Raw genomic sequence first — 25,250 nt, 5'->3', positions numbered from 1 at the left:
AATAATCCTGTGAATTACCGGGCCTGGCCCCACGGCATAATCGGTACGGCGCTCAGCGCGTTTTTCGGCGAACCTTCCACCACTTTATCGGAGTAGGTCAGATAGGCGAGCGTATTGCGCTTCGCGTCGTAAAACCGCACCACCTGTAATTTTTTAAAGATAAGCGAGGTGCGTTTCTGGAACACCACATCGCCCTGCGATTTACCGGCTTTGATTTTATCGCTCAGTTCGATGGGCCCGACCTGCTGGCAGGAGATAGCCGCGTCGGAGGTATCTTCCGCAAGCCCAAGGCCGCCTTTAATACCGCCGGTTTTGGCGCGGCTCAGGTAACAGGTCACATTTTTGACATCCGGATCGTCAAAGGCTTCCACCACAATTTTGTGATCCGGCCCCAGCCATTTAAACACCGTATCGACCGATCCAATTTCTTCAGCGCGTAAACCGCCGCTTAAGGCCATAAACATTACCGGAACTAATAACGCCCTATATTTCATATTGTTACCATTCATTAAAGGTTACGTTTAGTGACTATTCACTGTGAGAACAAAAAACCTTACAGATCACATTGTTACTCAAAATGCCCGTTTTACAGCAGCAGATCCCGTCTAAACCCCAAAAGAAAACACTGAATGCCAGAAGAACAAAAATGCTACTATTCGCTACCTACTTTTTCAGGCACTGCGTTTAAGGATGAGAATTATATATGGATCAGTCTGGGATCATTAGGGATCTGCTCACCTGGCTGGAAGGCCATCTCGATCACCCCTTGTCTCTGGACAATGTGGCGGCGAAAGCCGGCTATTCCAAGTGGCACTTACAGCGTATGTTCAAAGAGGTGACGGGCCAGGCGATTGGCGCTTATATTCGCGCGCGCCGGTTATCGAAATCCGCTGTCGCCCTGCGCCTGACCGCTCGTCCTATTCTCGATATCGCGCTGCAATACCGTTTTGACTCACAGCAGACCTTCACCCGCGCGTTTAAAAAACAGTTTTCGCTGACGCCGGCGCTTTATCGCCGCTCGCCGGACTGGAATGCGCAGGGCATGCGTCCGCCGATCCGTCTTGAGCCGTTCACGCCGCCGCCGCACCAGTTCGTTACGCTCGCGCCGCTGCACCTTACGGGCCTGACCCAAAGCTATACCTGTTCGCTTGAGCAAATCTCGGTGTTCCGCCAGCAGATGCGCGTGCAGTTCTGGCGCGAATTTCTGGCGAACTGCACGACCATGCCGCCGGTTTTTTACGGGCTCAACGAATCGCGCCCGAGCGTGGAAAAAGACGACGAACAGGAAGTTTTTTACACCACGGCGCTGCCGGAGCCGCTGGCGGAAGGCTGCGTGGAGCACACCCATCCGGTGACGCTGGAGGGCGGCGAGTATGTGCAATTCACCTATGAAGGGCCAGGCACGGGCGTCCAGGAGTTTATCCTGACGGTCTACGGCACCTGTATGCCCGCGCTGGGTCTCACGCGCCGCCGTGGTCAGGATATCGAGCGCTATTTGCTCACCGAAGAAGCCAGCGCGCAGGAGCGTGATATCAACCTGCGCTGCGAGTACCTGATCCCTATCCGCCGTTAACGCTGTAGCTCATCCAGCGCAGGCGCATCAAGATGCGACACATCGCCTGCGGTTTCCACTACCCAGCCAGACGCGAGCCACGGGCTCTGCTGATAATCCACGCGAGAAATCGAGCAGTTACGCAGGCGCAGGCGGCGCTCCGCATACGCGGGCAGGCCGAGAATGGTGCTCACCAGGCAGCCAAGCGCCATGCCGTGGCTGACGAGTAGCGGGCGGCTCCCTGGCGGCAGATCGAGACAGGCGTTCAGCGCGCCGTGCATACGCTCGCTGACTTCCTGCATCGACTCCCCCTGTGGAATACGACCGTCAGGCGTGCCGTTCACCAGCTGACGGCGCCAGCCTTCTTCTTCTTCGCTGAGCGTGTCGAGATGGCGGCGCTCAAGGATGCCCATATCCAGCTCGCGCAGGCGCGGATCGAGTATCACGTCGCAGCCGCAGCCCTGCGCGATAATCTCGGCGGTGCGCTGTGTACGCCCCAGATCGCTGGTGATGATATGCGTGATGCCAAGCGCTTTGGCGCGCTGCGCCACCTGCATGGCCTGGCGTTCCCCTTTTTCCGTCAATGGGCTGTCCGATTGCCCCTGGATGCGTCGCTCGGCGTTCCACTGCGTTTCACCGTGGCGAACCAGATATACCTGTAACATGCTTTTTATCCGTTATACTGCTGCGACTTTAAACGTCTGTGAGTGTGAATTGAATTATGTACCATGTTGTCTGCGCCACGACGAATCCAGCCAAAATTCAGGCGATTCTGCGTGCTTTTAACGAGATTTTTGGCGAAGCATCCTGCCACATTGACGCCGTCTCCGTCGATAGCGGCGTACCGGAACAGCCGCTCGGCAGCGCCGAAACGCGCACGGGCGCACGCCAGCGCGTCATCAATGCCCGCGCGTTGCGTCCGCAAGCCGATTACTGGGTGGCGATTGAAGCCGGTATCGATGACGACAGCACCTTTAGCTGGGTGGTAATTGAAAGCGCAGATCAGCGTGGGGAAGCGCGCTCGGCGACGCTGCCGCTGCCTGCCGCGATTCTGGATGAAGTACGCGCCGGAAAAGCGCTGGGGCCGGTGATGTCTGCCTGGACAGGCATTGATGAAATCGGGCGTAAAGAAGGGGCTATCGGCATTTTCACCGCCGGTAAGCTGACGCGCAGCAGCGTCTACCATCAGGCGGTGATCCTGGCCTTAAGCCCCTTTCATAACGCAGTTTACCGCTGAACCTGTAACAGCTCCTGTTCGAGCCACTGACGCAGCTCCGGCGGCGCCGCTTTCAGGCTGTTAGAGCCGCGGGTGATCGTCGCGATCCCCGCGCCCAGCTCGCTTTTCAGCTCGCGCTGGCTCATCTCTCCACGCAGCAGCTCTTCTATGATCCGCACGCGCGTGCCGAGCGCGGCGCGTTCGTCCGGCGTCAGCAGCAGCGTCAGCAAAGGAAGATGCAGGTCGTTGTCGAAAGATTGTTTCAGGAGCGCCACAAAGCGCAGCCACTCCTGATTACTCTGTTCGGCCTGGGCCGCGGAATAGGTTGAATGTTGAGTCATCAGATGCCGCCATACTCGTTCACTAGTACGACAGGATAGCACAACGCCGCCGATCAGTAACGACGGCTCCATTCCGCATCGCTCATTAACACCGGCTTACCGCCCATGAAGTAGCGGTAGTAGGCATCGTAAGCCAGCACGTTTTTCACATAGCCGCGCGTCTCGGAGAACGGAATACTTTCAACAAACGCGACCGCATCGATACGCCCGGCGCTATTGCCAAGCCAGGTGCGCACGCGCCCCGGTCCGGCGTTATAGGCGGCAGAGGCGAAAATACGGTTGTTGTCGAACATTCCGTAGACATACTGCAAATAGCTGGTGCCTATCTGGATGTTGGTTTCCGGGTCGAGAAGCTGCGCGCTGCTGCTGTAGCCTGGCAGATTAAACATCTTCACCGTGTGGGTGGCGGTGCCTGGCATCAGCTGCATCAGGCCGGACGCGCCGACCGGCGAGCGCACTTTCGGGTTCCAGGCGCTCTCCTGACGGGCGATCGCCATCGCGTAGCTCTGCGGAACGGCTTTGTCGCTGACGTAGCGGGCGAACAGATCTTTATAGGCCAGCGGGAAACGTTCTTCGAGTTGATCCCAGAGCTTACCGGCGATCGTCGCCTGCACGCTCAGATCCCACCAGTTGCGGTCAAACGCGTAGCGCGCCAGCGCCGCCTGCTCCTGCTTGCTGCGGCTGGTGACCAGATTCGCCCATTCGCTGCGCGCGGTATTATCAAGCCCCCAGTACATCAGCTCGCGCACACGCGCCATCTCTGCGCCTTCAAACAGCGCGCCGTTAACGGCTGGCGCTTTATCGACACGCAGCGGGTAATCCTCGCCGAGACGCTGCGCTGCCGCCATGGGGTAGAAACCGCGCTGCTGCATCAGCGAATGCAGAATGGTTTTCGCCTCGTCGTCGCGTCCGCGCTCCATCAGCAAATCGGCCTGCCAGTAACGCCATTCGTCTTTTTCTTTCGCCTCCATCGGCAGACGCGCAAGCCAGGTGTTCAGCCCGCTGCGATCGCCCGTGCCGAGCGCCATACGCACCCGACGCTCAATCAACGACGTGGATTCGGAGCGCATGATCGCGTCGTCGCGCCAGCGAGCCTGTTCTTCCGTCACATCGCTGCCCATCAGGCGCCACGCCACGATATCGCGCAGCTCCTGCGCCTGGGCGTCATTAAGCTGCTGGGCCTGGATGAGCGAAGGGATCATCAGCCGGGCGTTTTCCACATCCTGGCGGGCGACGCTTGCGAACGCCACCGCGGCCATCTGGCGCGTGAAATCGGTCGCCCCGACGCTGCGCACAAAGGTCATCACGCTGTTAGGATCGTTCGCCAGGCTCACCAGCGCGCTGCTAATGGTCTGATAATCCGGCGGCAACTGGCTGGCGAGCGAGCTGACGAGCGACGTGTTGCCCTCCTTCATGGCAAGCCGAATGCGCTCAAGATAAGCCAGCGGATCCTGCGCGCCGGATGTGCGCCATGCCTGGAAAAGTCGCTCGCACGCCGCGGGCAGGTTTTTGCCGGTCTGCCAGAGTTCTTTCGCGCCCTGCCAGGCACCCTGCGCGTCGCCGGTGTTCCATTTCGCGTAATAGTAGTTGCACTGCGCCTCGGTGCTGCCCGGCGGCTGCGGGCTGAACGCCAACAACCCGCGCCAGTCTTCGCGCCGCGCCAGTTCATTCACAAAACGGGAGGTGAGCGTGCGCGCCGGCGGCAGCGTTGGGTTCGCCTGGATAAACTGCTGCACCGCGATGGTCGGCTCGTTCATTAAATCGTCAGTGAGCTGGCGATACTGCAAATAGGGATAGAGCGGATAGGTTTGCAGGGTGGGCATCAATTGCTCCACCACGTCCATCTGCCGGTTATCCCACGCTTGTTTGATCTGCGCATAGCGGCTGCGCTGCTCGTCGAGCGAATCAGCGCGTGCTGCCTGGCCGAGCGTCAGCAGGCAGACGCCCGCCGCCAGCCACCGCCAGACGACCTGTCTGGATGTTCCCACAATCCTTCCTCATGTTAATTGACTGACCGGCAGCCTCATGCCGCCTGAAATTCTCAGATACTTCATGCTAACCAGGCGAAGGCCGTTGCGCCATGTCGCGAACATTTTTTTACCATTCGCGCATTAATGCCTCTTACGCCGCATTCACGGCGTTGCTGGCTGGGATTAAACGTTGAAAACAGCTAAACTCCGCAGCTGAGAAACCCTTAATCATGATAAGAGGCGAAGTCCAACGTGGCTCAATTCGTATACACCATGCATCGCGTCGGCAAAGTCGTTCCGCCGAAGCGACACATTCTGAAGAATATCTCTCTGAGCTTTTTCCCTGGCGCCAAAATCGGTGTGCTGGGCCTGAACGGCGCCGGTAAATCCACCCTGCTGCGCATCATGGCGGGCATCGATAAAGATATCGAAGGTGAAGCCCGTCCGCAGCCTGGCATCAAAATCGGCTACCTGCCGCAGGAGCCGCAGCTCAACCTGGAACACACCGTTCGCGAATCCGTTGAAGAAGCGGTATCCGAAGTGGTTAACGCGCTGAAGGGTCTGGATGAAGTGTATGCCAAATACGCCGAACCGGATGCCGACTTCGATAAGCTTGCCGCGCAACAGGGCAAATATGAAGAAATCATTCAGGCGCATGACGGTCATAACCTGAACGTGCAGCTGGAGCGCGCGGCCGATGCCCTGCGCCTGCCGGACTGGGACGCGAAAATAGCGAACCTCTCCGGGGGTGAACGCCGCCGCGTGGCGCTCTGCCGCCTGCTGCTCGAAAAACCAGACATGCTGCTGCTCGACGAACCGACCAACCACCTGGACGCCGAATCCGTCGCCTGGCTGGAGCGATTCCTGCACGACTTCGAAGGCACCGTAGTGGCGATTACCCACGACCGTTACTTCCTGGATAACGTCGCAGGCTGGATCCTGGAGCTGGACCGCGGCGAAGGCATTCCGTGGGAAGGCAACTACTCTTCCTGGCTTGAGCAGAAAGATCAGCGTCTGGCGCAGGAAGCCTCTCAGGAAGCGGCGCGTCGTAAATCCATCGAGAAAGAGCTGGAGTGGGTGCGTCAGGGCGCGAAAGGCCGTCAGTCCAAGGGCAAAGCCCGTCTGGCGCGCTTTGAAGAGCTCAACAGCACCGAATACCAGAAACGTAACGAAACCAACGAACTCTTTATTCCGCCGGGACCGCGTCTGGGCGATAAAGTGGTGGAAGTCAGCAACCTGCGCAAATCCTACGGCGATCGCGTGCTGATCGACGATCTGAGCTTCTCGGTGCCGAAAGGCGCGATTGTCGGCATCATCGGTCCGAACGGCGCGGGTAAATCCACGCTGTTCCGTATGATGTCCGGGCAGGAACAGCCAGACAGCGGCACCATTACGCTGGGTGAAACCGTGAAGCTGGCGTCTGTTGACCAGTTCCGCGATGCCATGGACAACAGCAAAACCGTCTGGGAAGAAGTTTCCGGCGGGCTGGATATCATGAAGATCGGCAACACCGAGATGCCGAGCCGCGCGTACGTGGGCCGCTTTAACTTTAAAGGCGTGGACCAGGGCAAACGCGTCGGCGAGCTGTCCGGCGGTGAGCGTGGTCGTCTGCATCTGGCGAAACTGTTACAGGTCGGCGGCAACATGCTGCTGCTCGATGAACCGACCAACGACCTGGATATCGAAACCCTGCGCGCGCTGGAAAACGCCCTGCTGGAATTCCCGGGTTGCGCGATGGTTATCTCGCATGACCGCTGGTTCCTGGACCGTATCGCCACGCACATTCTGGATTACCAGGACGAAGGTAAAGTGGAGTTCTTTGAAGGTAACTTCACCGAATACGAAGAGTATAAGAAACGCACGCTGGGCGCAGAAGCGCTGGAGCCGAAACGTATCAAATACAAACGTATCGCCAAGTAATGACGCTAACGGCCTTCGCAAGAGGGCCGTTTTTTTATCTGTTACATCACTCAGATTAATGCCCACCCCCTACTCTGATTTATGTCCCGCGCATTGTTCATTCATTTTTATTATGTTAATTAATGAACCCTATTTGCCCACTGATGTTTTATACGGATTTTAGTTCTCCGACGGCAAATAATTTTATTATTAGCGCTCTGTTTTCTCACGGATTGAAAATGTCACGGAATCGTTGTCAGGGTCAGCAGGCTGTAGCCTGCGCGTCGTTAACCTCATCTCTCCTCGCTTTTCATCATTTTCAGCGTCAATACATAAAAACGACAAACAGCTTGTAGTTTTACTACCAGCAGGGACGGCGGCTTACGGCTATGCTGGCGGCTTTCTGTTAAGCGCTATCGTCATACGTACGCATTTATCGCAGGAATAATCCGGGCCGCCGTCAGAACATTTTTTATAAAAATATATATCTGTCATTTATTCATGAAATTAATGGTAATCACACAGTGCTCATTAAAATAACGCGTTTTTCAGCATGGATACGGCGTCAGGACATTTCCCGTCTGCTTATTTTGTTCCAGCGCCACAGCGCGAAAATCGTCATCGGCGCCCCGTTTTTGTTGCTGGTCGTTTACCTGCTTATTTTCAGCCAGCCGCGTTATGTGAGCGAATCGCAAATCGCCATTAAGCGCGCCAGCGATATCGACGGCGGCAGCCTCAATATTGGCCTGCTGATGGGCGCTTCCAACCCCAGCTCTGCCGAAGACGCGCTGTATCTGAAAGAGTATCTGCACTCGCCGGATCTCCTGACCGTGCTCGATAAACAGCTTAATTTCAGACAGGCGTTTGGCGCGAGCGGGCTGGATCTCTTTTATCACCTCTTCTCCGGGGCCACAGCGGAGGAGTTTCTCGATTACTACCGCCACCGCATCACGATTGATTACGACAACAAAAACGGTCTGCTGACCATCCAGACCCAGGGCTTTACGCCACAGTTCGCCCTGCGCTTCAACCAGGCGGTGCTGAAGGAGTCGGAGCGGTTTATCAACGAGCTTTCGCACCACATCGCCCGCGATCAGCAAACCTTTGCCGAAGGCGAGCTGGAAAAAGCCCGTCAGCGGCTCGATGCCAGCAAAAGCGCCCTGCTCGCCTTCCAGAATCGCAACCAGATGCTCGATCCGCAGGCGTCTGCCGTGGCGGCAAGCTCGGCGGTTAACAACCTTACGGAACAAAAAATCCGTCAGGAAACGGAGCTGCGCACTCTGCTGACTTATCTGCGTGAAGATGCCCCGCCGGTCATCACCACGAAAAACACGCTGGCCTCCATCAACGCGCAGATTGAGAAAGAGAAAAACAACCTTACGGCCCCGGAAGGCAACCGCCTTAACCGCGTGGCGGCAGATTTCGAAGAACTTAAATCGCGCGTGACCTTCGACACCGACCTGTACCAGCTTGCGCTGACGGCCATCGAAAAAACGCGCGTGGAATCGGCCCGCAAGCTGAAAAGCCTGGCGGTTATCAGTTCTCCCCAGCTCGCTGAAGAGGCCCGCTACCCCGAGACGCTGTACCTGTTAGCCAGTTGTTTGCTGATCTGCGGCCTGCTGTTCGGCACGCTCAAACTGCTGCTGGCCATTATTGACGATCATCGTGCTTAACCTTGCCGCTTTAACCCCTGAGAGAGTTATGAAAAACGTTTCATTCGCCTCACTGATCTTTTTCTGTTTATCGGCCAGCGCCAGCGCGCTCGATTTAACCGCCGACCCGGCGCTGACTGGCGCAGCGCCGATACTCACGCCCACGTCATCCGCGCCGGTTAGCGCGGACGGTTTTGATAACACCCCGCCGCCCGCGCCTGCCGCGGTGATGAGCCGCATGTTCGGCGCGCAGCTCTTTACGTCACAAGCCGCAGAGGGCGGCGCCAGCATCGCTTTTAACCCCAACTACGTGATTGGCCTCGGCGACACCATCCAGGTGCGTTTATGGGGCGCATTCGCCTATGACGGCACGTTAACCGTCGATCCGAAAGGCAACATCTTTCTGCCAAACGTTGGCCCGCTGAAGGTCGCTGGCGTCACTAACAGCCAGCTCAATACGCTGGTGATTATGCGCGTGAAAGAGGTTTATCAATCCAACGTGAATGTCTACGCCTCGCTGCTCCAGGCGCAACCGGTGAAAGTATTCGTGACGGGCTACGTTCGCACGCCGGGGCTGTATGGCGGCGTGGCGTCCGATTCCCTGCTCTCTTACCTCAGCAAAGCGGGCGGCGTGGACAGCGATCGCGGCAGCTATGTGGACATCACCGTCAAACGCGGCCAGAAAACGCGCTCCCACGTCAACCTGTATGACTTCCTGCTCAACGGCAGTCTCAGCCTGTCGCAGTTCGCTGACGGCGACACCATTATCGTCGGCCCGCGCCAGCATACTTTCGGCGTCGAGGGTGACGTCTTTAACAGCTATGACTTTGAGTTCACCGATGAGCGTATCTCTGTCGCCGAAGCGCTGCGCTGGGCGCGGCCTAAACCGGGCGCCACGCATGTCACGCTGGTGCGCCAGCAGGGCGCGATGAAACAGAGCGAATACTTCCCGATTGGCGAGGCCGCCAGCCGCACGCTTCAGGATGGCGACAGAATGGTGGTCAGCTCTGACCGCTATACCGGCACCATTCAGGTACGCGTGGAAGGCGCGCATTCCGGGGAACACGCTATGGTGCTGCCTTACGGCGCCACGATGCGTCAGGTGCTGGCGAAACTGCGCCCGAATACCATGTCGCAGCTAAACGCCATCAAGCTTTACCGCCGCTCGGTCGCGCTGCGTCAGAAAGAGATGCTGGATCTGTCGCTGCAAAAGCTCGAACAGGCCTCGCTCTCCGCGCAGTCATCTACCCAGGAAGAATCGCGCCTGCGTATGCAGGAGGCGCAACTGGTGAGTCGCTTCGTGGCGAAAGCCCGTACCGTGGTGCCGCAGGGCGAAGTGGTGCTGAGCGAAAACAACCTTGATTCGGTGCTGCTGGAGGATGGCGACGTGATTACCATCCCGGAGAAAACCTCGCTTGTGATGGTGCATGGCGAGGTGCTGTTCCCCAACGCGGTGACCTGGGAAAAAGGGCTCGATCCTGAAGATTATATCGCCAAATGCGGCGGCATGACGCAAAAAGCCAGCGGTGCGAAAGTCATCGTGATTCGCCAGAACGGCGCGGCGCTGGATGCCGAAGAGGTCGATGAGATGCAGCCGGGCGACGAGCTAATGGTGCTGCCGAAGTATGAGTCGAAAAATATCGAAGTGACGCGCGGGATCTCGACCATTCTGTACCAGCTGGCCGTCGCAGCGAAAGTTATCCTGACGCTGTAAGGCAATGAAAACCATGGTAACCGGTATTTTCTCGAAGGGCATCTGGCGCATCCCCGGCTTAGCGCATCTGCTGCCAATGCCTTGTCGGAAACTCACGCCGCGCCGGGCTATCCCGGACGATATTACGGCTATCGCCGTCTGGGGTCATCGCCCCGGCGCGGCGGCGGCCGAGGCTCGCGCCCGCCAGGCCGGGCGTGCGGTTATCCGTCTGGAAGATGGCTTTATCCGTTCTGCCGGTCCGGCGGTACATGGTCATCCGCCACTTTCACTGGTTATCGATTACGATGGCATTTACTACGACGCCAGCAAGCAAAGCACGCTGGAGAAACTGATTCAGGATCGGCCCGGCAACGACGCGCTCTGCGAAGCGGCGCAGGAGGCAATGCGGCTTATCACGCAGGGCGATTTGGCGAAGTATAACCACGCGCCGCCATTTGACGGCGCGCCAGAGACCCGCGCGGTGCTGGTGGTGGATCAGACCGCAGGCGATATGTCGGTCACGCTCGGCAATGCCAGCGCGGCCTCGTTCCGCCTGATGCTGGAGACGGCCTGCGCCGAAAACCCCGGCGCCGAAATATGGGTAAAAACACATCCTGACGTCGTGGGCGGCCATAAGCGCGGCTATCTGCGCGACGTGCGCGCGGATAGCCGCGTCCGACTGATAACTCAGGATGCCAGCCCACAGTCGCTGCTGCGGTGCGTGGAGCGCGTCTACACCGTGACGTCGCACTTCGGCTTTGAAGCGCTGGTGGCGGGCAAACCGGTGGTCTGCTTCGGCCAGCCCTGGTATGCCGGATGGGGGCTGACGGACGACAGGCACCCGGCGGCGGCAACGCTTGCCGCACGGCGCGGCAAAGCCACATTACTCGCACTCTTTAGCGCCGCCTATCTACGCTACGCACGTTACCTCAATCCGCAAACCGGCGAGTCCGGCACGCTGTTTGATGTGCTGTCGTGGCTGACGTTGCAGCGCCGTCATCAACTGGCGCTGCGCGGCACGCTCTGGGCGCCGGGGCTGACGCTCTGGAAACGCAGTATCGTGAAACCGTTTCTCGCCACGCCCTATAACCGGCTGCGCTTTACGCGCCGCGTGCCGCAGGCCGACGCCTGCGTGGTCTGGGGCTCGGCTGGTGAAGCCCGCTGGCAGGCGGCGGCGCAGGCGCATGATATGCCCGTATGGCGGATGGAAGATGCGTTTCTGCGCTCGGCGGGTCTCGGCTCCGATCTCTTTGCCCCGCTCTCCCTGGTGCTGGATAAACGCGGCCTCTATTACGACGCCACGCGCGCAAGCGATCTGGAAGTCGCCCTTAGCGAGGCGCATCTGACGCCTGCGCAGGAGGCGCGCGCCGAACGCCTGCGTCAGCAAATCATCGAAAACGGCGTCAGTAAATACAATGCGGGCGGTGCGTGGCGGCTGCCGTCATCGGCATGGAGCCGCCGCGTTCTGCTGGTGCCAGGCCAGGTGAGCGATGACGCTTCGCTGGCCGGCGGCACGAAGGATATCCGAACGCTCACGGCCCTGCTGCGTCTCGTTCGCGCCCGAAACCCGCAGGCGTATATCGTTTTCAAAGCGCACCCGGACGTGGCCGCCGGTAACCGGCCGGGCGAGCCCAGCGAACAAGACGCGCTGCGCTGGGCCGATTGCCTCGCGACACAGGCGGATATCGCCGGGGTGCTCGAACAAGTCGATGAGGTGCATACGCTCACCTCGCTGACGGGCTTTGAGGCGCTGCTGCGCGGTAAAACAGTCTACTGCTACGGCATGCCCTTTTACGCCGGATGGGGCCTGACGCACGACGAATACCCCTGTGCGCGCCGCACCCGGCGGCTCACCCTTAGCGCGCTTATCCACGCGACGCTTATCGATTATCCCTTCTACCTGCACCCGACGCGTAAAACGCCGATGAGCGCGGAAGAGGCCGTCGCATGCCTCAGCGTGTCGCCTGAGCGACGCCGCGCGCTACAGCGCCGCCGGAAAACGCTTATGCGTCTGGCCAATAAAGCCCGCAATCTCTTTCACGCTCTTTTTTAACCCCGGTGGCACCGAATGAACCGTAGCGCCCTTGATACTCTGCTTTCCGGCCAGAAATACCTGCTTTTGCAAGGGCCGATGGGGCCGTTTTTTCGTGACCTCGGCAACTGGCTGGAAAGCAAAGACCGCGAGGCCCGCCAGGTTATTTTCAACGGAGGCGATCGGTTTTACTGCCGCAAGGAGAAAAGCCTTCCGTATCAAGGCACGCCGGAGGGTTTTGGCGTGTGGCTTGCCGCAACGCGAAGCGCGTGGCCGTTTGATACGCTGGTCTGCTTCGGCGACTGCCGACCGCTACACCAGGCCGCCCGCCGCTGGGCGCAGACGCTGGGGATTCGTTTTCTGGTTTTTGAAGAGGGCTATTTGCGCCCGTGTTTTATCACGCTTGAAGAGAACGGGGTCAATGGGTTTTCCGGGCTGCCGCGGGAGGCAGGGTTTTATCGCGCTCTGCCTTTTCTGCCAGTTCCTGATGTGCGACGCATCGCCCCTTCGCTCCTCAGGCGTATTAGTCACGCGACCTGGTATTATCTGATGGGCTGTTATCATCGCCGCGCGTTTCCGGGCTACCAGCACCACAAATGTTTTTCGCCCTGGTATGAAGGCGCCTGCTGGACCCGCGCCGCCCTGCGTAAGCTCTGGTATCGCTGCACGGAGCACCGTATACGACGTTCACTGGCCTCGCAGTATCGCGGACGATACTTTCTCGCCCTGCTACAGGTTTTTAACGACAGCCAGTTACGGCACCACAGCGATTACGGCGATATGCGTGAGTTTATTGAGGAGACGATCGGCTCATTTGCGCGCGGTGCTTTAGCCTCGCGAATGCTGGTCATCAAGCACCATCCGATGGACAGAGGGCACCGGCTTTACCGTTCGCTGATTAATGCCCTGTGCAAGCGCTATGGCGTGAGCGGCCGAGTGGTTTATGTGCACGATCTGCCTCTACCAGAGTTGCTGAGCAATGCGGCAGGCGTCGTGACCATCAACAGTACGGCGGGGATCTCAGCGCTCATTCACAATAAGCCCCTGAAGGTAATGGGAAAGGCGCTGTATGATATGGAAGGGTTAACGTTTCAGGGGCCTCTGGATGCGTTCTGGAAAACGCCCTTTCGCCCCGATCACCAGTTGTTTTCCACGTTTCGCTATTATCTGATGCATAAAACGCAGCTTAATATGGTGTTTTACAGCCGTGAAAACCCGTTCTTCGGGTTATAAATGTGCTTTGCGGGTGACATACACTTTCCCGTCGTTGCTGAAGACGTCCAGCGTCTCACTGCTGGCGAGTGTGCCGTTAACAAGCGCCGGATCGGCCTCAAGCGCCTTACGCATCAGGATTTGCTGACACGTAATATCCAGCCAGACCTGATACGTTCCGGCGGGTAACGCCTCCAGCGACAGTCCTTCATAGCGCGATGTACAGAACCAGCCTTTGTCGTAATTCACAAAGCCGCCGTCATAGAGCTGGCGCGACAGAATCGAACGATGGGCCTTCGCGATGCGAAATACGTCTTCAAAGCCTTCCTTTCTGAAAACCAAATCGACCTGAATATCCTGATACTCAGCGCAGTTCAGTCCTTTCAGCACCGCCACGCCTTCCGGGAACAACAATGCGCCTTTGACGGCGATTTTTTTTAATATCGCTACCGGTTGCGGCTTGAGTGGGCGCGGCAAAAGGCTATTATCCGCCGCCAGTTCACATTCGCCATAGCGCGGAACCGCACCCTGCGAAAGCGAATAGAAAATCCCCAGCAGCAGCGGCACATGGTAAGACGTCACCTGATTGTGCTCTCTGATAAGCAGTGACTGCGCCATGAAGAGATTAAAGTTGTGGTATTTCCTGAAGTCAGAAATATAGGGTTTCACTTCGCTTTCATACTGAACATCCGCCTCGGAGGTGAGCAGATAGATATTTTTATCAAGCGCCGTATCACGGCTTAACTGGCGCGGTAATAAAGTATCAAGTTGTCGGGCAGACGCTTCGCTCTCATCGCCCGTCATATGTGTAAAAACCTCTGGCCAGTTTCTTCTGGCATAGCTGCCGATATGAAACTGCGGGACCGTGGAGACAATATTTTTAAAGCCATATTTAAGGCCATACCAGAGCGCGGCGCTGCCGCCTTTAGAAAACCCTGCCAGCGTGCACTGTGTCTTATCAAGCCCATAGCGGGCAAGCATCGCGTCGATAAACGTAATTACCGCCTGCTCAACGTAGAAATCGTTGTGATGGCGAAGATAATATGTGCAGGCGTTGTCAAAATCATCTTTGATCCAGACCACATGCGCGGGGCAATCCTGAAGGGCATTGGCAAAATCCCAGGTGAACATTCCTGCGCCGCCAAATCCGCTAAAAATAAAAATCATATGCTGAGTGTCATATTTTCTCTTTTTATAGCGATATTGAATTGGTACGCCATTAATAATTTCAGTTTGCTCTGTCATTTTTGCTCCATACAAAACAGGCGCGAATAGCCATCGCGCCTGTTTTTAAATTATTAACACTTATGGTTAAACATCCGATTTAACGGAAAAATCACGCAGCAGCCGCAGATTCTGCAATTTTTCAGCCGCATTAGCGGGCATATTCTGCGGGTAGTGGCGTAACAGACTCAGCCAGCATTCATAAGCATCGTCCCAGTCTTCACAGAGCTGGGCGAGTTCGCACCGGAGCATCCACGTTTTCTGGTTATAACGGCTGATTTTATTGCGAACGACCGACAGCGCCTGGCTAAAGCGGCCGGCCTCTTTTAAGGCTTCCGCGTAGATCAGACAGAACTCATCGTCTGGGTTATTCCGGGCCTCAACGAGGGCGATCGCGTCGCCAGTTTTTTTCAGGGCCAGGCATGTCTGCGCATAAATTTTCAGGAACCGAACGTCATTTTTTAGCGCCTCATTCAGCGTGCCAAACAATGTATACATCTCTTTAAATTTACCGGTGCGCAGCAGCGCCACGCCGTAGTAATAGAGATGTTCATCCGGAAGATGATCGATATCCGCACTGGCTTTATTCAGCTGAGTGAGGATCTTCTCCCAGTTCTGGCGCAAAAAGGCGAGACGGGCGATTTTCAGACGGCACTGCGGATCGTTTTCAATGTATTTCTCATATTTCACCAGGCACTGATGAGCGTCGTTAAGTTTATTGAGCTGCTGGTAACAGTAAGACAGCGTAATCAGGAGCTTATTCTCAAGGCTTTCTGTTGAGGTCACGTCAACGCCCTGCTCCTCTACATAAGCAATCCCTTCAGCCCACTTTTGCTTCGCCAGCAGTAAACAGAACCGGGCATAGCTGAAACCAGCCGCAGGGCGGGCTTTCTTACATAACGCCTCCAGCACGACAGCCTGGCCGCTGCGATACAGGCAATAACAGTAGCGGTTATTATCAAGCGTCGCCTCGCCTGCCTCTTGCCAGTAAAACGCCGCCTGCTGCCAGTGATGCTCCGCCATTTCCACCAGCGCAAGACTTACGAAAAGCGCGGTATGGCGCTGCTTTGGATGACGCTCATACCAGCTGTTGATAACACTGCGCGCCGCGACCGTTTTGCCCTGTTTACGTAGCGCCTCGGCAAGCCCGGCACTGCCTTGTGCGTCTTCATCCTGCGTGAGCGCAAGCGCCAGATAAGCCTGCCAGCGTGTTTCGGCAAGCGCCCAGCGGCGAGCTACGGCAGCCTGTTGGGCGTATTGCTGATAGATAGCTTTATCGGAAAAGCCTTCAGGTAACGGCGCATCCAGTGAGGCGATGGCCTGATAGGTACGTTCGCAGTTGAGGCCATCACGGAACGGAAAAGTCTCGTTGATACGCTTGAGGATCTTAGCCGACGGCACCGCATTGTTTTTTAATAATGTATTCAGCTCTTTAAACAGCTCTCTTTCGGTTTCCACCACCGGACCAAAACCATGCTTGCGATAATCGAAGTAGCCTTTGGAATAAATGTGCGCGCCAGAAAAACAGTCTTTAGCATCAAACTGATAATAAATCACTGGTTTATTCTGCACCGCCAGTTCAAACGCTACAGAAGAATAATCAGTAATCATCATCGATGCGCGGTTAAAAAGATTCTGAATAGAGCCCTGCGCATGCGTTATCACCTCAATATAATCCGGAACTGCAAATTCAGATAAATAAGGCTGTATATTAGCATGAGGAAAGAAAGCTACTTTAAAGGCGTATTGCTCTGCATATTTTTTTAATAGCGGCGAATGGAGAATGCCATACCAGCTTCTGGCAAACTCCGTTTTCATAAAATCAGGATTAAGCGCTCTTTCTTCTCCGTCCCCCGTCACTGGACCGACAATGCTTTGTCTCCATGTAGGCATAATCACGATCAGACGTTCATTATTGCTGACGGCGACCAGTTTGTCATGACGCGGGAAACCCGTTAATACGACTTCCTTTTTAGTGTAGTAATAACGGCTTGCATCTTCATGAATGGATTGATACTCATAGGGAGAAGTAGTAATAAAGCAGTTGATATCTTCCTTACTATTCAGCCAGCTGGATATATCATCTTTGGTGACGCCATGTTGCAAGAATACATAGTGTTTACCTGCCAACATTTTTGGGCCAAGATAATTAGTTACATAGCGATTTGCATGCGAACTGATTACCTTGCTGCAGGAGCCAAGCGCGAGTTTATGTTCATGAGAGCCGAATTCAAGCAGGCTGAATCCTTCTTGCTCCAGTCGCGGCCAGTCATGGGATTTTTTTTGCAAAACAAAAAAGATATTCTTTTCAGGATGGTTATCACGGACGTAACGGTATAAATGCTCAGCGTTATCATCGGCCTGCGTATCTCTGTCCATAAAAATCCAGGACTGGTGATATTCCTTTTTTGTTTCAAATTGAGGCTTAATATTCGTGAAGTGTTTAACAATATCAGCTACAGAAACGCCTTGTTTATGTTGCTTACCCGCCAGTGAAACTCGTGTAGTCAATTGAGAAACTGACACATTTATTTGCTGCGCGTCACCCAGCGCGACCCACAGGCGGCGCTCAAGGATCAGCGTTTCGTCGAGAAAATCATGGCGGATTGTTTTTGCGTATGCCGGAATAACGTCACGGCCATCAACGTTAATCTGTTCAAGACCTGGCGTGTGGGTAAAATAGCGAAGCTGAACCATATATTTATACGGATCGTACTTTTCTATATAGACAATTTGTGCATCCGGCTGTAGGCCTTTAAAGAACGAAAGCATTGCTATTTTCTGAAAGAACCATGCGCCTGCAAGCTCGAAATTCATAATCGTACTTTTATCCAGGTACGCGAATATTTCTCTGAGCTTGCTAAGAAAACGGCGTTTTTCATCCGCCGTTAAAAAAGCGCAGCGTTCGCCATGGTTCGTCAGCCATTTCAGATACCAGACGATCTCATAAATAACCGTTCTTTGTACATATACGGGCACCGTACCATCGTTATCATGGTAGCTCTTTAAAATATTGAGATAACCATATTCCGGAACATTCAGAAAGCGCTCTTTTTTAGTCCATGACGTATCCAGTGTAGACGAACCATCCTCACGCTTACGGTAATAATATTTTGAATGTTCCAGAAACGCGGCATGACCGACTTGAACGCCTTGCAGATAACGAGCGACAAAATGGGCGTCCTCAAAATTAGGCTTAACCCTGGCGTCAAAAAAGACATCTTTCGAGACAATGAGGGCTGTGCGGAAAAATGCCGTACTGGCTGACAGCTGGATCTCCTTTTCCATGCTACAAAGCGGCACCAGCAAATTACCTTTTTTAAATTTAAAGCCTAAAGGATGCGCATCTTTATACTGATTTTTAGCTTCATAAAACATGATGGTATTACAACCCACCATTTTAACATCTTTATCCTGATGCTGATAAAGGAAGCTATCAAGGTTGTAAAAGTAATTCACATCAACAAAATCATCCGGGTCGATAAATGTCACCCATTCTGTCGTGACATGCTGTAACCCGTTGTTACGCGCGGCGGATTGCCCGGCATTCTCCTGATAGATATAGGTAATGTTATGCGGGTATTTCTTCTGCCAGCGTTTAATTATCTCCGCAGAGCTATCGGTTGAGCCGTCATCGACCAGGATCAACTGGATATGTTTCTTAAAGTTCAGACGTTGTCTGACAAAACCTTCAAAGTAGTCATCAAGAAAAGCGCTCACGTTATACACGGCCGAAACGACGGTATAGCCATAGTGACCATCTTCTTTTTTGAGCCTGAATTTACCTAATTTACGCGCCTGATTGGCTGCCATATCGCTGAAGAACAGTTTGGGGTCCCTTACCAGCTTGCGAAGTTTATTATTAAACATCCTTGTGATTTCCATTTTCAAAATAGGTTTCGAGCATTGCAGTCAATTGATCCTGATAATTCCGGGTGCTGCGGTTACGTGAAGAAAAATCATTGGCGCAAAACGAGTGAGGCGTAACGCCCTTCTGCTGCCCGTTGATCAGCGCGCGATAGTGTGTCTTCGCGGCGGGCGAGCGTACGTTAAAGTAGTAACAGATATCCCTCGCAGGTACGGCCAGGCCCCTGGCGTAGGTAAGCCAGGGCACCAGAAAGGTAGGTAAATTTAAATCGTTGTCGCTTCTGAATTTACAGGGCAAAAAGGCGCGAATACGCTTGCCGTATCGCTGTCGGGCTTCGGTAAAAACGCTTTTACGCAGTGGAACGTATGTATGCGCCAGCGGCACGTCCGGTGCAAAGCCGGTGTCCTCAGAAAGTAGCGCCCTGGAATTGAATGATGCGCATAACGCAGAGGTCTTTCGCCCACGCTCCGCCATTGCCTTCAGGCTCTTACTGGCCATAAAAAGCGAAGCAAGGCCGTTGCCTTTGAAAAAATGGCCTGCCGGGAGTGTTCGTGCGACAAACACGTCATCATTAAAGTAAATAAAATGTTCAGCGAGCCCTGGGATTGCGTCTAAATGCGCTTCGATAACGTGGGAATTAAATGTCGGCAAATAACATTCAGGAATAATTTCCTGATGAGACACCATTTTTATCTTGTCGATTTTTTCAGCCCACGGGAGTGAATGTCCGTCGACAACAATATATATCCGTCGCACCCAGGGCATAAACGTCAGTACGCTCTGTACTGAATAAAATATCTCATTATGGTTGTTGAAACGGGCTGAATCATGGTCAATACCAGGCTCTGCATGTAGCGACTGCCAGTACTGCTCGAATTTTTTGCGCCACTGGCTGTCGTTGTTATCCACCCAGGTAAAAACCACGTCTACCGGGAAGGTGACATCATTCATGTTTTCAAGGGCCAGATCGTGCCTGATGAGCACATTCTCTTCCGCTAACGGGCAGTTTATTTCATTAAGAATGAGCGGATGTTTTTTAAGGAGATAATCCCGTAAGAACAGGCCTGGCGATGTAAGCATTTTTTTGATTTTACGGTAGCGCATGTTTACAGGTTCTCCTGTGCTTTATACGCGTCAATGGCATCATCAACGCTGTCGTAAAAATGCACGTGGTTTTCCCGGCCGATAAACACCGCCGCATCGCAGTACTGTTTTAGCGAATTGAGATTATGCGACACCATTAAAAAACAGGATTCGCGGTGGCGCTCCTCGAACAGCGTTTCGCATTTTTTACGAAAGCTCGCATCGCCCACAGCGGTCACTTCGTCCACCAGATAGTAATCAAACCGGAAGGCCATGCTCAGCCCGAATCCGAGACGCGCTTTCATACCGGAAGAGTAGGCTTTTACCGGCATATCAAAATATTTTCCGAGTTCGGCGAATTCCTCCACGAACGCGACTTTTTGCCGCACTTCGTCTTTAGCGGCGTAAAGCCGCGCCACGAATTTCACATTTTCGCGCCCGGTGAGGCTGCCCTGAAAGCCGCCCGCCAGCCCGACCGGCCAGGAGATCGACGCGCTGGAGACGATCCGCCCATGGTCCGGGTTATCCGTGCCGCCAATCATGCGCAGCAGCGTGGACTTCCCCGCCCCGTTACGACCAATCAGCGCCACGCTCTTACCAGACGGCAGCGTCAGATTAAGATCCTTAAAGACATAATGCCGCCCAGCCGGCGTGCGGTACGATTTAGTGAGATTTTCGATAGCGATCATGAGGTGAGCATCGCCTCTTCCTGATGACGATAAAGCGCGAGGCCGGTAAACAGCACGACCAGCGTGCTGACAGCAAGATAAGTCAGGCTCGCGCCCTCGCTCTCATAGCTTGCCGCCAGCGATTCACGCGTCAGCTCCACCACATGCACCAGTGGGTTCCACGCGACCCAGCGTTGATATTCCTGAGGGATCGTATTAAGTGAATACATCACGCAGGAGATGAAATAGAGCGGGCGCGTCAGCAGCGGCAGAAATTTTTCAGCCTCCGGAAAGGCGCTGCTGATGACCATAAAAATTAACCCGGCGCCGAAGGAAAAAATCACCAGACAGCACCAGACGCTGAACAGGATTAACAGGTGCGAACAGGTAAACGCTTCACCCGCTACCGCCAGCAGAGCGAGCAGCACCAGATAAACGGCGATATAAATCCCCGCTTCCAGTAGCGTTCTCGCAATAATCGTATCAATGGGTTTTACCGGGCGATAATTAAAAAGCCCCTGGTTCGCTTCAATAGCATTAATAGAGCGATTCGTAATATGACTGAAAATAAAATAGGGAATAATGCCGCTTAATAAAAAGACGGGGAATGAGATATCCGGCAGCGTCCGCTCCATCACGAAATCCAGCACAAACAGCAGGATGGCAAGATGCAGTAACGGCTCAAGCAGCGCCCAGCAGTAACCCAGACGGAACTTGCCGAACCGCGTTTTTATCTCTCTTAAAAATAGCGCCAGCACAGTGGCGCGCTGGACATCCAGCCCATGCCTTTTCATAAAAAAATCCTGGTTTTAGTGCTGTGAACAGGCTACCGCTATGGGATATACCCATAGCTTTGTGAAATACACTCTCGCCAGCAGAAGTAAATAACAGCAACATATACGTAACCGCCTATGCACTCATAAGCGGTAAAAATGAAATACACCAATTCATTTTTCGCAATTATCATTGCGGCAACAGAAGCGTGTGACAATAATTCAGGCGCGTAAAATATCACAAAGCATTATCCCCATAAATAACTTATAGTGGGTTTCTTTTTTTGGAGAGGTTAATTTTTGATGCTTTTCTATTTACCTATTTTTAGATATTAAATAATAAAAATATTCATTATGAGACAAAACTCGATAATTTATCGTAAAACTGAGCCACACCTTCATATTCCAGTGCAAAGTTGATATAGCTGACCAACGCGGGGGCGTTGAGTTTGCGCCCCGGATAGACCAGATAGAGATCGTTACCGGTGACGGTCCATTCAGGCAGAATATTGATAAGCGTGCCTTGTTTTAGCGTGTCATCCAGTAAAAAAGCGGGCAGCAGCGTCACACCCGCCCCTGCCAGCGCGCTTTCACGGGCATAGAGAAGATTATCGGTCTGGTGCATCTGATTCAGGTGGCAGCGGTAAAGCTCGCGGTCGCGCTGGAGCAGCCACTCCGTCCAGGCGCGGTGAACGATAACCCGATGCTCCGCCAGTTGCGCCGGGTGCGTCAGCGGCGGATGCTGCGCCAGATAAGCTGGCGAGGCGAGCAAGTAACGCGGGCAGTGACCAATCTTGCGGCCAATCAGCGAAGAATCCTGCGGTTTACCGGTGCGCAGCGCCACGTCAAACCCTTCCATAACGAGATCCCGCACGTCGTCGGAGATAAACACCTCCAGCGTGATATCCGGGTATCTGGCGAGAAACTCGGCGTTCATGCGCGCCAGCAGCGTCGCACCGATACCTGCCGGGCTGGTGATACGCAATCTGCCGCTGGGGTTGTCACGCAGGCGCTGCACGGCGAGATCGGCGCGTTCGCTGGCATCAAGCATTTCACGGCAATGCACCAGATAGTGCTCGCCCGCAAACGTCAGGCTTAGCGTGCGCGTGGTGCGATTAAGCAGCCGCAGCCCGACGTGCGCTTCAAGCTGGCTGATGCGCTGACTGACGCTTGACTTCGGCAGGCCCGCTTTCTGCGCCGCCGCCGTGAAGCTACCCGTCTCCGCGACCAGCGCGAAAAGCGCCATATCCTGTAATTGCTTAAACATGATTGTTCATCTCCCACGAACACGCCGTTCTGGATTGTCCATCTTATCACCCTGCTGCGGCATGAATAGACTACAGTCAATCTGTCCCTTACTGAACGCACCGAAAGGAACCTGACATGTCTGTGAAAGCGATTGCCGTTAACCCGGATTCCCCGCAACACTTTATTGAGATCACTCAGCCGATGCCTCAGCCGGGCGAATATGATCTGCTGGTGGAAATCAAAGCGGTTTCCATCAACCCGGTGGATACGAAAGTGCATGCGAGCCTGCAGAAGAACGGCTTGCAGGAGCCGCGCGTGCTGGGCTGGGACGCCAGCGGCGTGGTCACCGCCGTCGGCAGCAAGGTCAGCGGTTTTAAACCGGGCGATGAAGTCTATTACGCCGGGGATATCACCCGCTCTGGCAGCAACGCCAGCCATCAGCTGATCGATTCCCGCATCGTGGGGCATAAACCGCGCACGCTTTCGTGGGCCGCGGCGGCCGCTATCCCGCTGACGGCGCTGACCGCCTGGGAAGGCTTATTCGAGCGTCTGGCGATTCAGAATGCCGGTGAAGACAAGACGCTGCTGATTATCGGCGGCGCAGGCGGCGTGGGCTCGCTTGCCATTCCGTTCGCGCGTTTGCACAGCAAGGTAAAAATTATCGCTACCGCCTCGCGTGAAGATTCCGCGCAGTGGTGCCGCGATCGCGGCGCGGATCTGGTGGTGAACTATCGCGATCTGCCAGGTGAGCTTGCAAAAGAGGGGATTAAGTATGTCGATTTTATTTTCATTCTGAATGATACCGACGGCCACTGGGCGGCCGTGAGCCAGCTTATCGCGCCGCAGGGACATATTTGCAGCATCGTGGAGAATGCGCACCCGCTGGATCAGGATGCGCTGAAGTCAAAATCCGCCGCGCTGCACTGGGAGTTTATGTATACCCGCAGCATGTATCAGACCACCGATATGGCGCGCCAGGGCGAGATCCTCAATGAAGTGGCGACGCTGGTGGATGCCGGCGAAGTGGAGAGCGCGCTGAGCGAGACCTTCCACGGCCTGAGCGTTGAGAGCATCAGCAAGGCGCATCAGAAGGTGCTGGAAGGCCATATGCGCGGCAAAGTGGTCGTGGAATTTTAATGACGGCAGCCACGGCGGGTGCACGTTGTTTACCCGCCCTACGGGAAACGTGAGCGTCTTTGTAAGGTGGGTAAGCGCAGCGCCCCCACCGTTTTTACATGAACACCACCTTACATGGCGGGTGCACGTTGTTTACCCGCCCTACGGGAAACGTGAGCGTCTTTGTAAGGTGGGTAAGCGCAGCGCACCCACCTTTTTTACATGAACACCACCTTACATGGCGGGTGCGCGTGGCTTACCCGCCCTACGGGAAACGTGAGCGTCTTTTTAAGGTGGGTAAGCGCAGCGCACCCACCTTTGAACATTCATACCCTCGGCGGGTGCACGTTATTTACCCGCCCTACGGTAAAAGCGAGTGTGTTTGTAGGGTGGGTAAGCGCAGCGCACCCACCATACCCTGAAAACAACCGCCCGCTACGCCTGCTCGCCCATCAGCTGCTTCACCAGCTCCACGCAGCGCAGAAAACGCGAGTCGTAATCTGGCTCTTCAACGTGCACATACTCGATATTGTTTTCTTCCAGCATCGACACCAGCAGCGACTGAAACTCTTTGCGATCCACCGAGCTGCCGAGGCTTCTTAACCCGTCCGCTACCCATGGCGTATTATTTTCCAGCAGGATCACCAGGTCGAAACGGTATTCATCCACCAGCGCCTGCACAAACGGGTGCTCGCGCCCTTCATACTTCTTGCAAAACGCCTGCGTGGTCACGAAATCGGTATCGATGAATGCCACTTTGTTGGCGTATTTCACCGCGAAATCAATATATTGCGCGTGACCGAGCGCTATCTTGTCGTAATCGGAATATTGCAGCGCCATCTCGTCGCCGCCGAGGTGCGAAAACACATAATCGCGGCCATATTCCCAGGCGCTGGTGGTGTTGAAAATATTGGCGAGCTTGTTCACCAGCATCGATTTCCCGCTCGATTCACCGCCCAGAATCGCCACCGTACGCACAAAGAACGGTTTCACTTCGGTAGGGATGTACTCCCAGTAGCGGAACGGGTTGGCGCGGATCTGCGCGCCGCTGATATTCATAAAGGTGCGTTTCGGGTCGATAATCACGGTCTCGATGCCGAGATGTTCGCGATACTGCGGCGCGTCGGCCTCTTCGGAAGTATAGATAGAATCCGGCTCGATTCCCTTCTCTTCCATAAACGCTTTGATGCCTTCGCTCCAGACGTCCCAGCCGTGCGGATACGGTTCCATGCCCTCTTCGTTAAAGGCGTGGATGCGGATGTTTTTCTGGTATTTAAAGGTCTGCAACAGCCAGCGCAGACGGTCGCTGATGGTCGGCTGTTGCGACATCGCGCTCTCTTCAAACAGCGTGCGGTCGCGCTTTTCGTCATAGCCCATGATGATGTGCAGCTCATCAACCTGGCTACAGGCGCGCTGGATCAGATAGATATGGCCGGTATGCAGCGGATAAAACTTGCCGAACACCACGCCGACGCGTTTCTGCCTGCGCGGGAATTCCAGTTCAAGAAAACGGTGCAGCGCTTCGAGCTTTTGCGCGCTCGGGCTTTTGATTTTGGCGTTAAGAAGCTGGCTTAAATAGCCCTTGGTCATGCCGCTAGCATCCGCCACCTGCTGTAACGTGCAGCCTTTTTGACGGATCGCGGTTTTGAGATAATCGAATGATGACACAAGAGCCTCCTGCTGAATGAGCGTGCCGGATCGAT

19 protein-coding genes are annotated in these 25,250 nt (G+C 54.9%); 8 read left to right on the top strand and 11 right to left on the bottom strand.

The features are described from left to right. Positions 1-14: 14 nt before the first annotated feature. On the bottom strand, positions 15-494 hold the full coding sequence (creA, locus tag AACV31_RS19395) for a protein CreA (protein WP_075197467.1): 480 nt from the start codon (positions 492-494) through the stop codon (positions 15-17). A gap of 209 nt (positions 495-703) precedes the next feature. Here creA and robA point away from each other — a divergent pair, with 209 nt between their 5' ends. Next, complete coding sequence (robA, locus tag AACV31_RS19390) at positions 704-1,573, top strand: MDR efflux pump AcrAB transcriptional activator RobA (RefSeq protein ID WP_165155827.1); 870 nt, start codon at positions 704-706, stop codon at positions 1,571-1,573. On the opposite strand, the gene gpmB is transcribed toward robA, so the two are convergent. Continuing rightward, entirely contained in the window at positions 1,570-2,217 is a 648-nt protein-coding gene (gene gpmB / locus AACV31_RS19385) for a 2,3-diphosphoglycerate-dependent phosphoglycerate mutase GpmB (RefSeq protein WP_004386285.1), read from the bottom strand. The genes robA and gpmB overlap by 4 nt on opposite strands. Before the next feature lie 56 nt (positions 2,218-2,273). Between gpmB and yjjX the strand changes: the two genes are divergently transcribed. Further along, positions 2,274-2,789 (top strand): inosine/xanthosine triphosphatase, encoded by a 516-nt coding sequence (yjjX, locus tag AACV31_RS19380; protein ID WP_012815209.1) that lies wholly within the window; start codon positions 2,274-2,276, stop codon positions 2,787-2,789. Here yjjX and trpR read toward each other — a convergent pair. Together trpR and sltY are read right to left on the bottom strand one after the other, a co-directional pair. Then, positions 2,780-3,109 carry a trp operon repressor gene (trpR, locus tag AACV31_RS19375; protein WP_075197465.1) on the bottom strand — a complete coding sequence of 110 codons (330 nt, stop codon included), beginning with the start codon at positions 3,107-3,109 and terminating at the stop codon, positions 2,780-2,782. The genes yjjX and trpR overlap by 10 nt on opposite strands. A 53-nt stretch (positions 3,110-3,162) precedes the next feature. After that, positions 3,163-5,097, bottom strand: coding sequence for a murein transglycosylase (sltY, locus tag AACV31_RS19370; protein ID WP_161589681.1), 1,935 nt, complete (start codon positions 5,095-5,097; stop codon positions 3,163-3,165). Between the two features lie 234 nt (positions 5,098-5,331). On the opposite strand from sltY, the gene ettA reads away from it, so the two are divergent. The 5 genes from ettA (at position 5,332) to AACV31_RS19345 (ending at position 13,588) form a co-directional block, all read left to right on the top strand. Beyond that, positions 5,332-6,999 carry an energy-dependent translational throttle protein EttA gene (gene ettA / locus AACV31_RS19365; RefSeq protein WP_105538088.1) on the top strand — a complete coding sequence of 556 codons (1,668 nt, stop codon included), beginning with the start codon at positions 5,332-5,334 and terminating at the stop codon, positions 6,997-6,999. A gap of 503 nt (positions 7,000-7,502) precedes the next feature. Beyond that, a complete protein-coding gene (locus tag AACV31_RS19360; protein WP_165155825.1) occupies positions 7,503-8,651 on the top strand; it encodes a capsule biosynthesis protein in 1,149 nt (382 codons plus the stop codon). 28 nt (positions 8,652-8,679) lie between these two features. Beyond that, on the top strand, positions 8,680-10,344 hold the full coding sequence (locus tag AACV31_RS19355; protein ID WP_165155823.1) for a polysaccharide biosynthesis/export family protein: 1,665 nt from the start codon (positions 8,680-8,682) through the stop codon (positions 10,342-10,344). Positions 10,345-10,348: 4 nt separating this feature from the next. Then, entirely contained in the window at positions 10,349-12,376 is a 2,028-nt protein-coding gene (locus AACV31_RS19350; protein WP_165155822.1) for a capsular polysaccharide biosynthesis protein, read from the top strand. Between the two features lie 15 nt (positions 12,377-12,391). Further along, on the top strand, positions 12,392-13,588 hold the full coding sequence (locus AACV31_RS19345) for a capsule biosynthesis protein (RefSeq protein WP_165155820.1): 1,197 nt from the start codon (positions 12,392-12,394) through the stop codon (positions 13,586-13,588). On the opposite strand, the gene AACV31_RS19340 is transcribed toward AACV31_RS19345, so the two are convergent. The 6 genes from AACV31_RS19340 to AACV31_RS19315 all read right to left on the bottom strand — a co-directional run bounded on the left by AACV31_RS19340 (position 13,583) and on the right by AACV31_RS19315 (position 22,450). After that, on the bottom strand, positions 13,583-14,812 hold the full coding sequence (locus AACV31_RS19340; protein WP_165155818.1) for an alpha/beta fold hydrolase: 1,230 nt from the start codon (positions 14,810-14,812) through the stop codon (positions 13,583-13,585). The two genes, AACV31_RS19345 and AACV31_RS19340, sit on opposite strands and share 6 nt — an antisense overlap. Positions 14,813-14,878: 66 nt before the next feature. Further along, positions 14,879-18,661 (bottom strand): CDP-glycerol glycerophosphotransferase family protein, encoded by a 3,783-nt coding sequence (locus AACV31_RS19335; protein WP_165155816.1) that lies wholly within the window; start codon positions 18,659-18,661, stop codon positions 14,879-14,881. Next, complete coding sequence (locus AACV31_RS19330; RefSeq protein ID WP_165155814.1) at positions 18,654-19,763, bottom strand: Stealth CR1 domain-containing protein; 1,110 nt, start codon at positions 19,761-19,763, stop codon at positions 18,654-18,656. Before AACV31_RS19330 ends, AACV31_RS19335 begins: the two co-directional genes overlap by 8 nt. A gap of 2 nt (positions 19,764-19,765) precedes the next feature. Continuing rightward, positions 19,766-20,431 carry an ABC transporter ATP-binding protein gene (locus AACV31_RS19325; RefSeq protein WP_161589673.1) on the bottom strand — a complete coding sequence of 222 codons (666 nt, stop codon included), beginning with the start codon at positions 20,429-20,431 and terminating at the stop codon, positions 19,766-19,768. Next, a complete protein-coding gene (locus AACV31_RS19320; protein WP_075197455.1) occupies positions 20,428-21,204 on the bottom strand; it encodes an ABC transporter permease in 777 nt (258 codons plus the stop codon). The genes AACV31_RS19325 and AACV31_RS19320 overlap by 4 nt, the downstream gene beginning before the upstream one ends. A 331-nt stretch (positions 21,205-21,535) precedes the next feature. Next, positions 21,536-22,450, bottom strand: coding sequence for a LysR family transcriptional regulator (locus AACV31_RS19315; protein WP_165155812.1), 915 nt, complete (start codon positions 22,448-22,450; stop codon positions 21,536-21,538). Positions 22,451-22,566: 116 nt separating this feature from the next. Between AACV31_RS19315 and AACV31_RS19310 the strand changes: the two genes are divergently transcribed. After that, a complete protein-coding gene (locus AACV31_RS19310; protein ID WP_165155810.1) occupies positions 22,567-23,568 on the top strand; it encodes a zinc-binding alcohol dehydrogenase family protein in 1,002 nt (333 codons plus the stop codon). A 414-nt stretch (positions 23,569-23,982) separates the two neighbouring features. Here the strand turns inward: AACV31_RS19310 and nadR are convergent, their stop codons facing one another. Then, positions 23,983-25,215, bottom strand: a complete 1,233-nt coding sequence (gene nadR, locus AACV31_RS19305; protein ID WP_105538109.1) for a multifunctional transcriptional regulator/nicotinamide-nucleotide adenylyltransferase/ribosylnicotinamide kinase NadR — start codon at positions 25,213-25,215, stop codon at positions 23,983-23,985. Positions 25,216-25,250 lie beyond the last annotated feature (35 nt).

The sequence above is a fragment of the Cronobacter sp. EKM101R genome, assembly GCF_963888145.1.
Lineage (GTDB): Bacteria > Pseudomonadota > Gammaproteobacteria > Enterobacterales > Enterobacteriaceae > Cronobacter > Cronobacter turicensis.
This window is presented reverse-complemented; position numbering and strand designations above follow the sequence as displayed.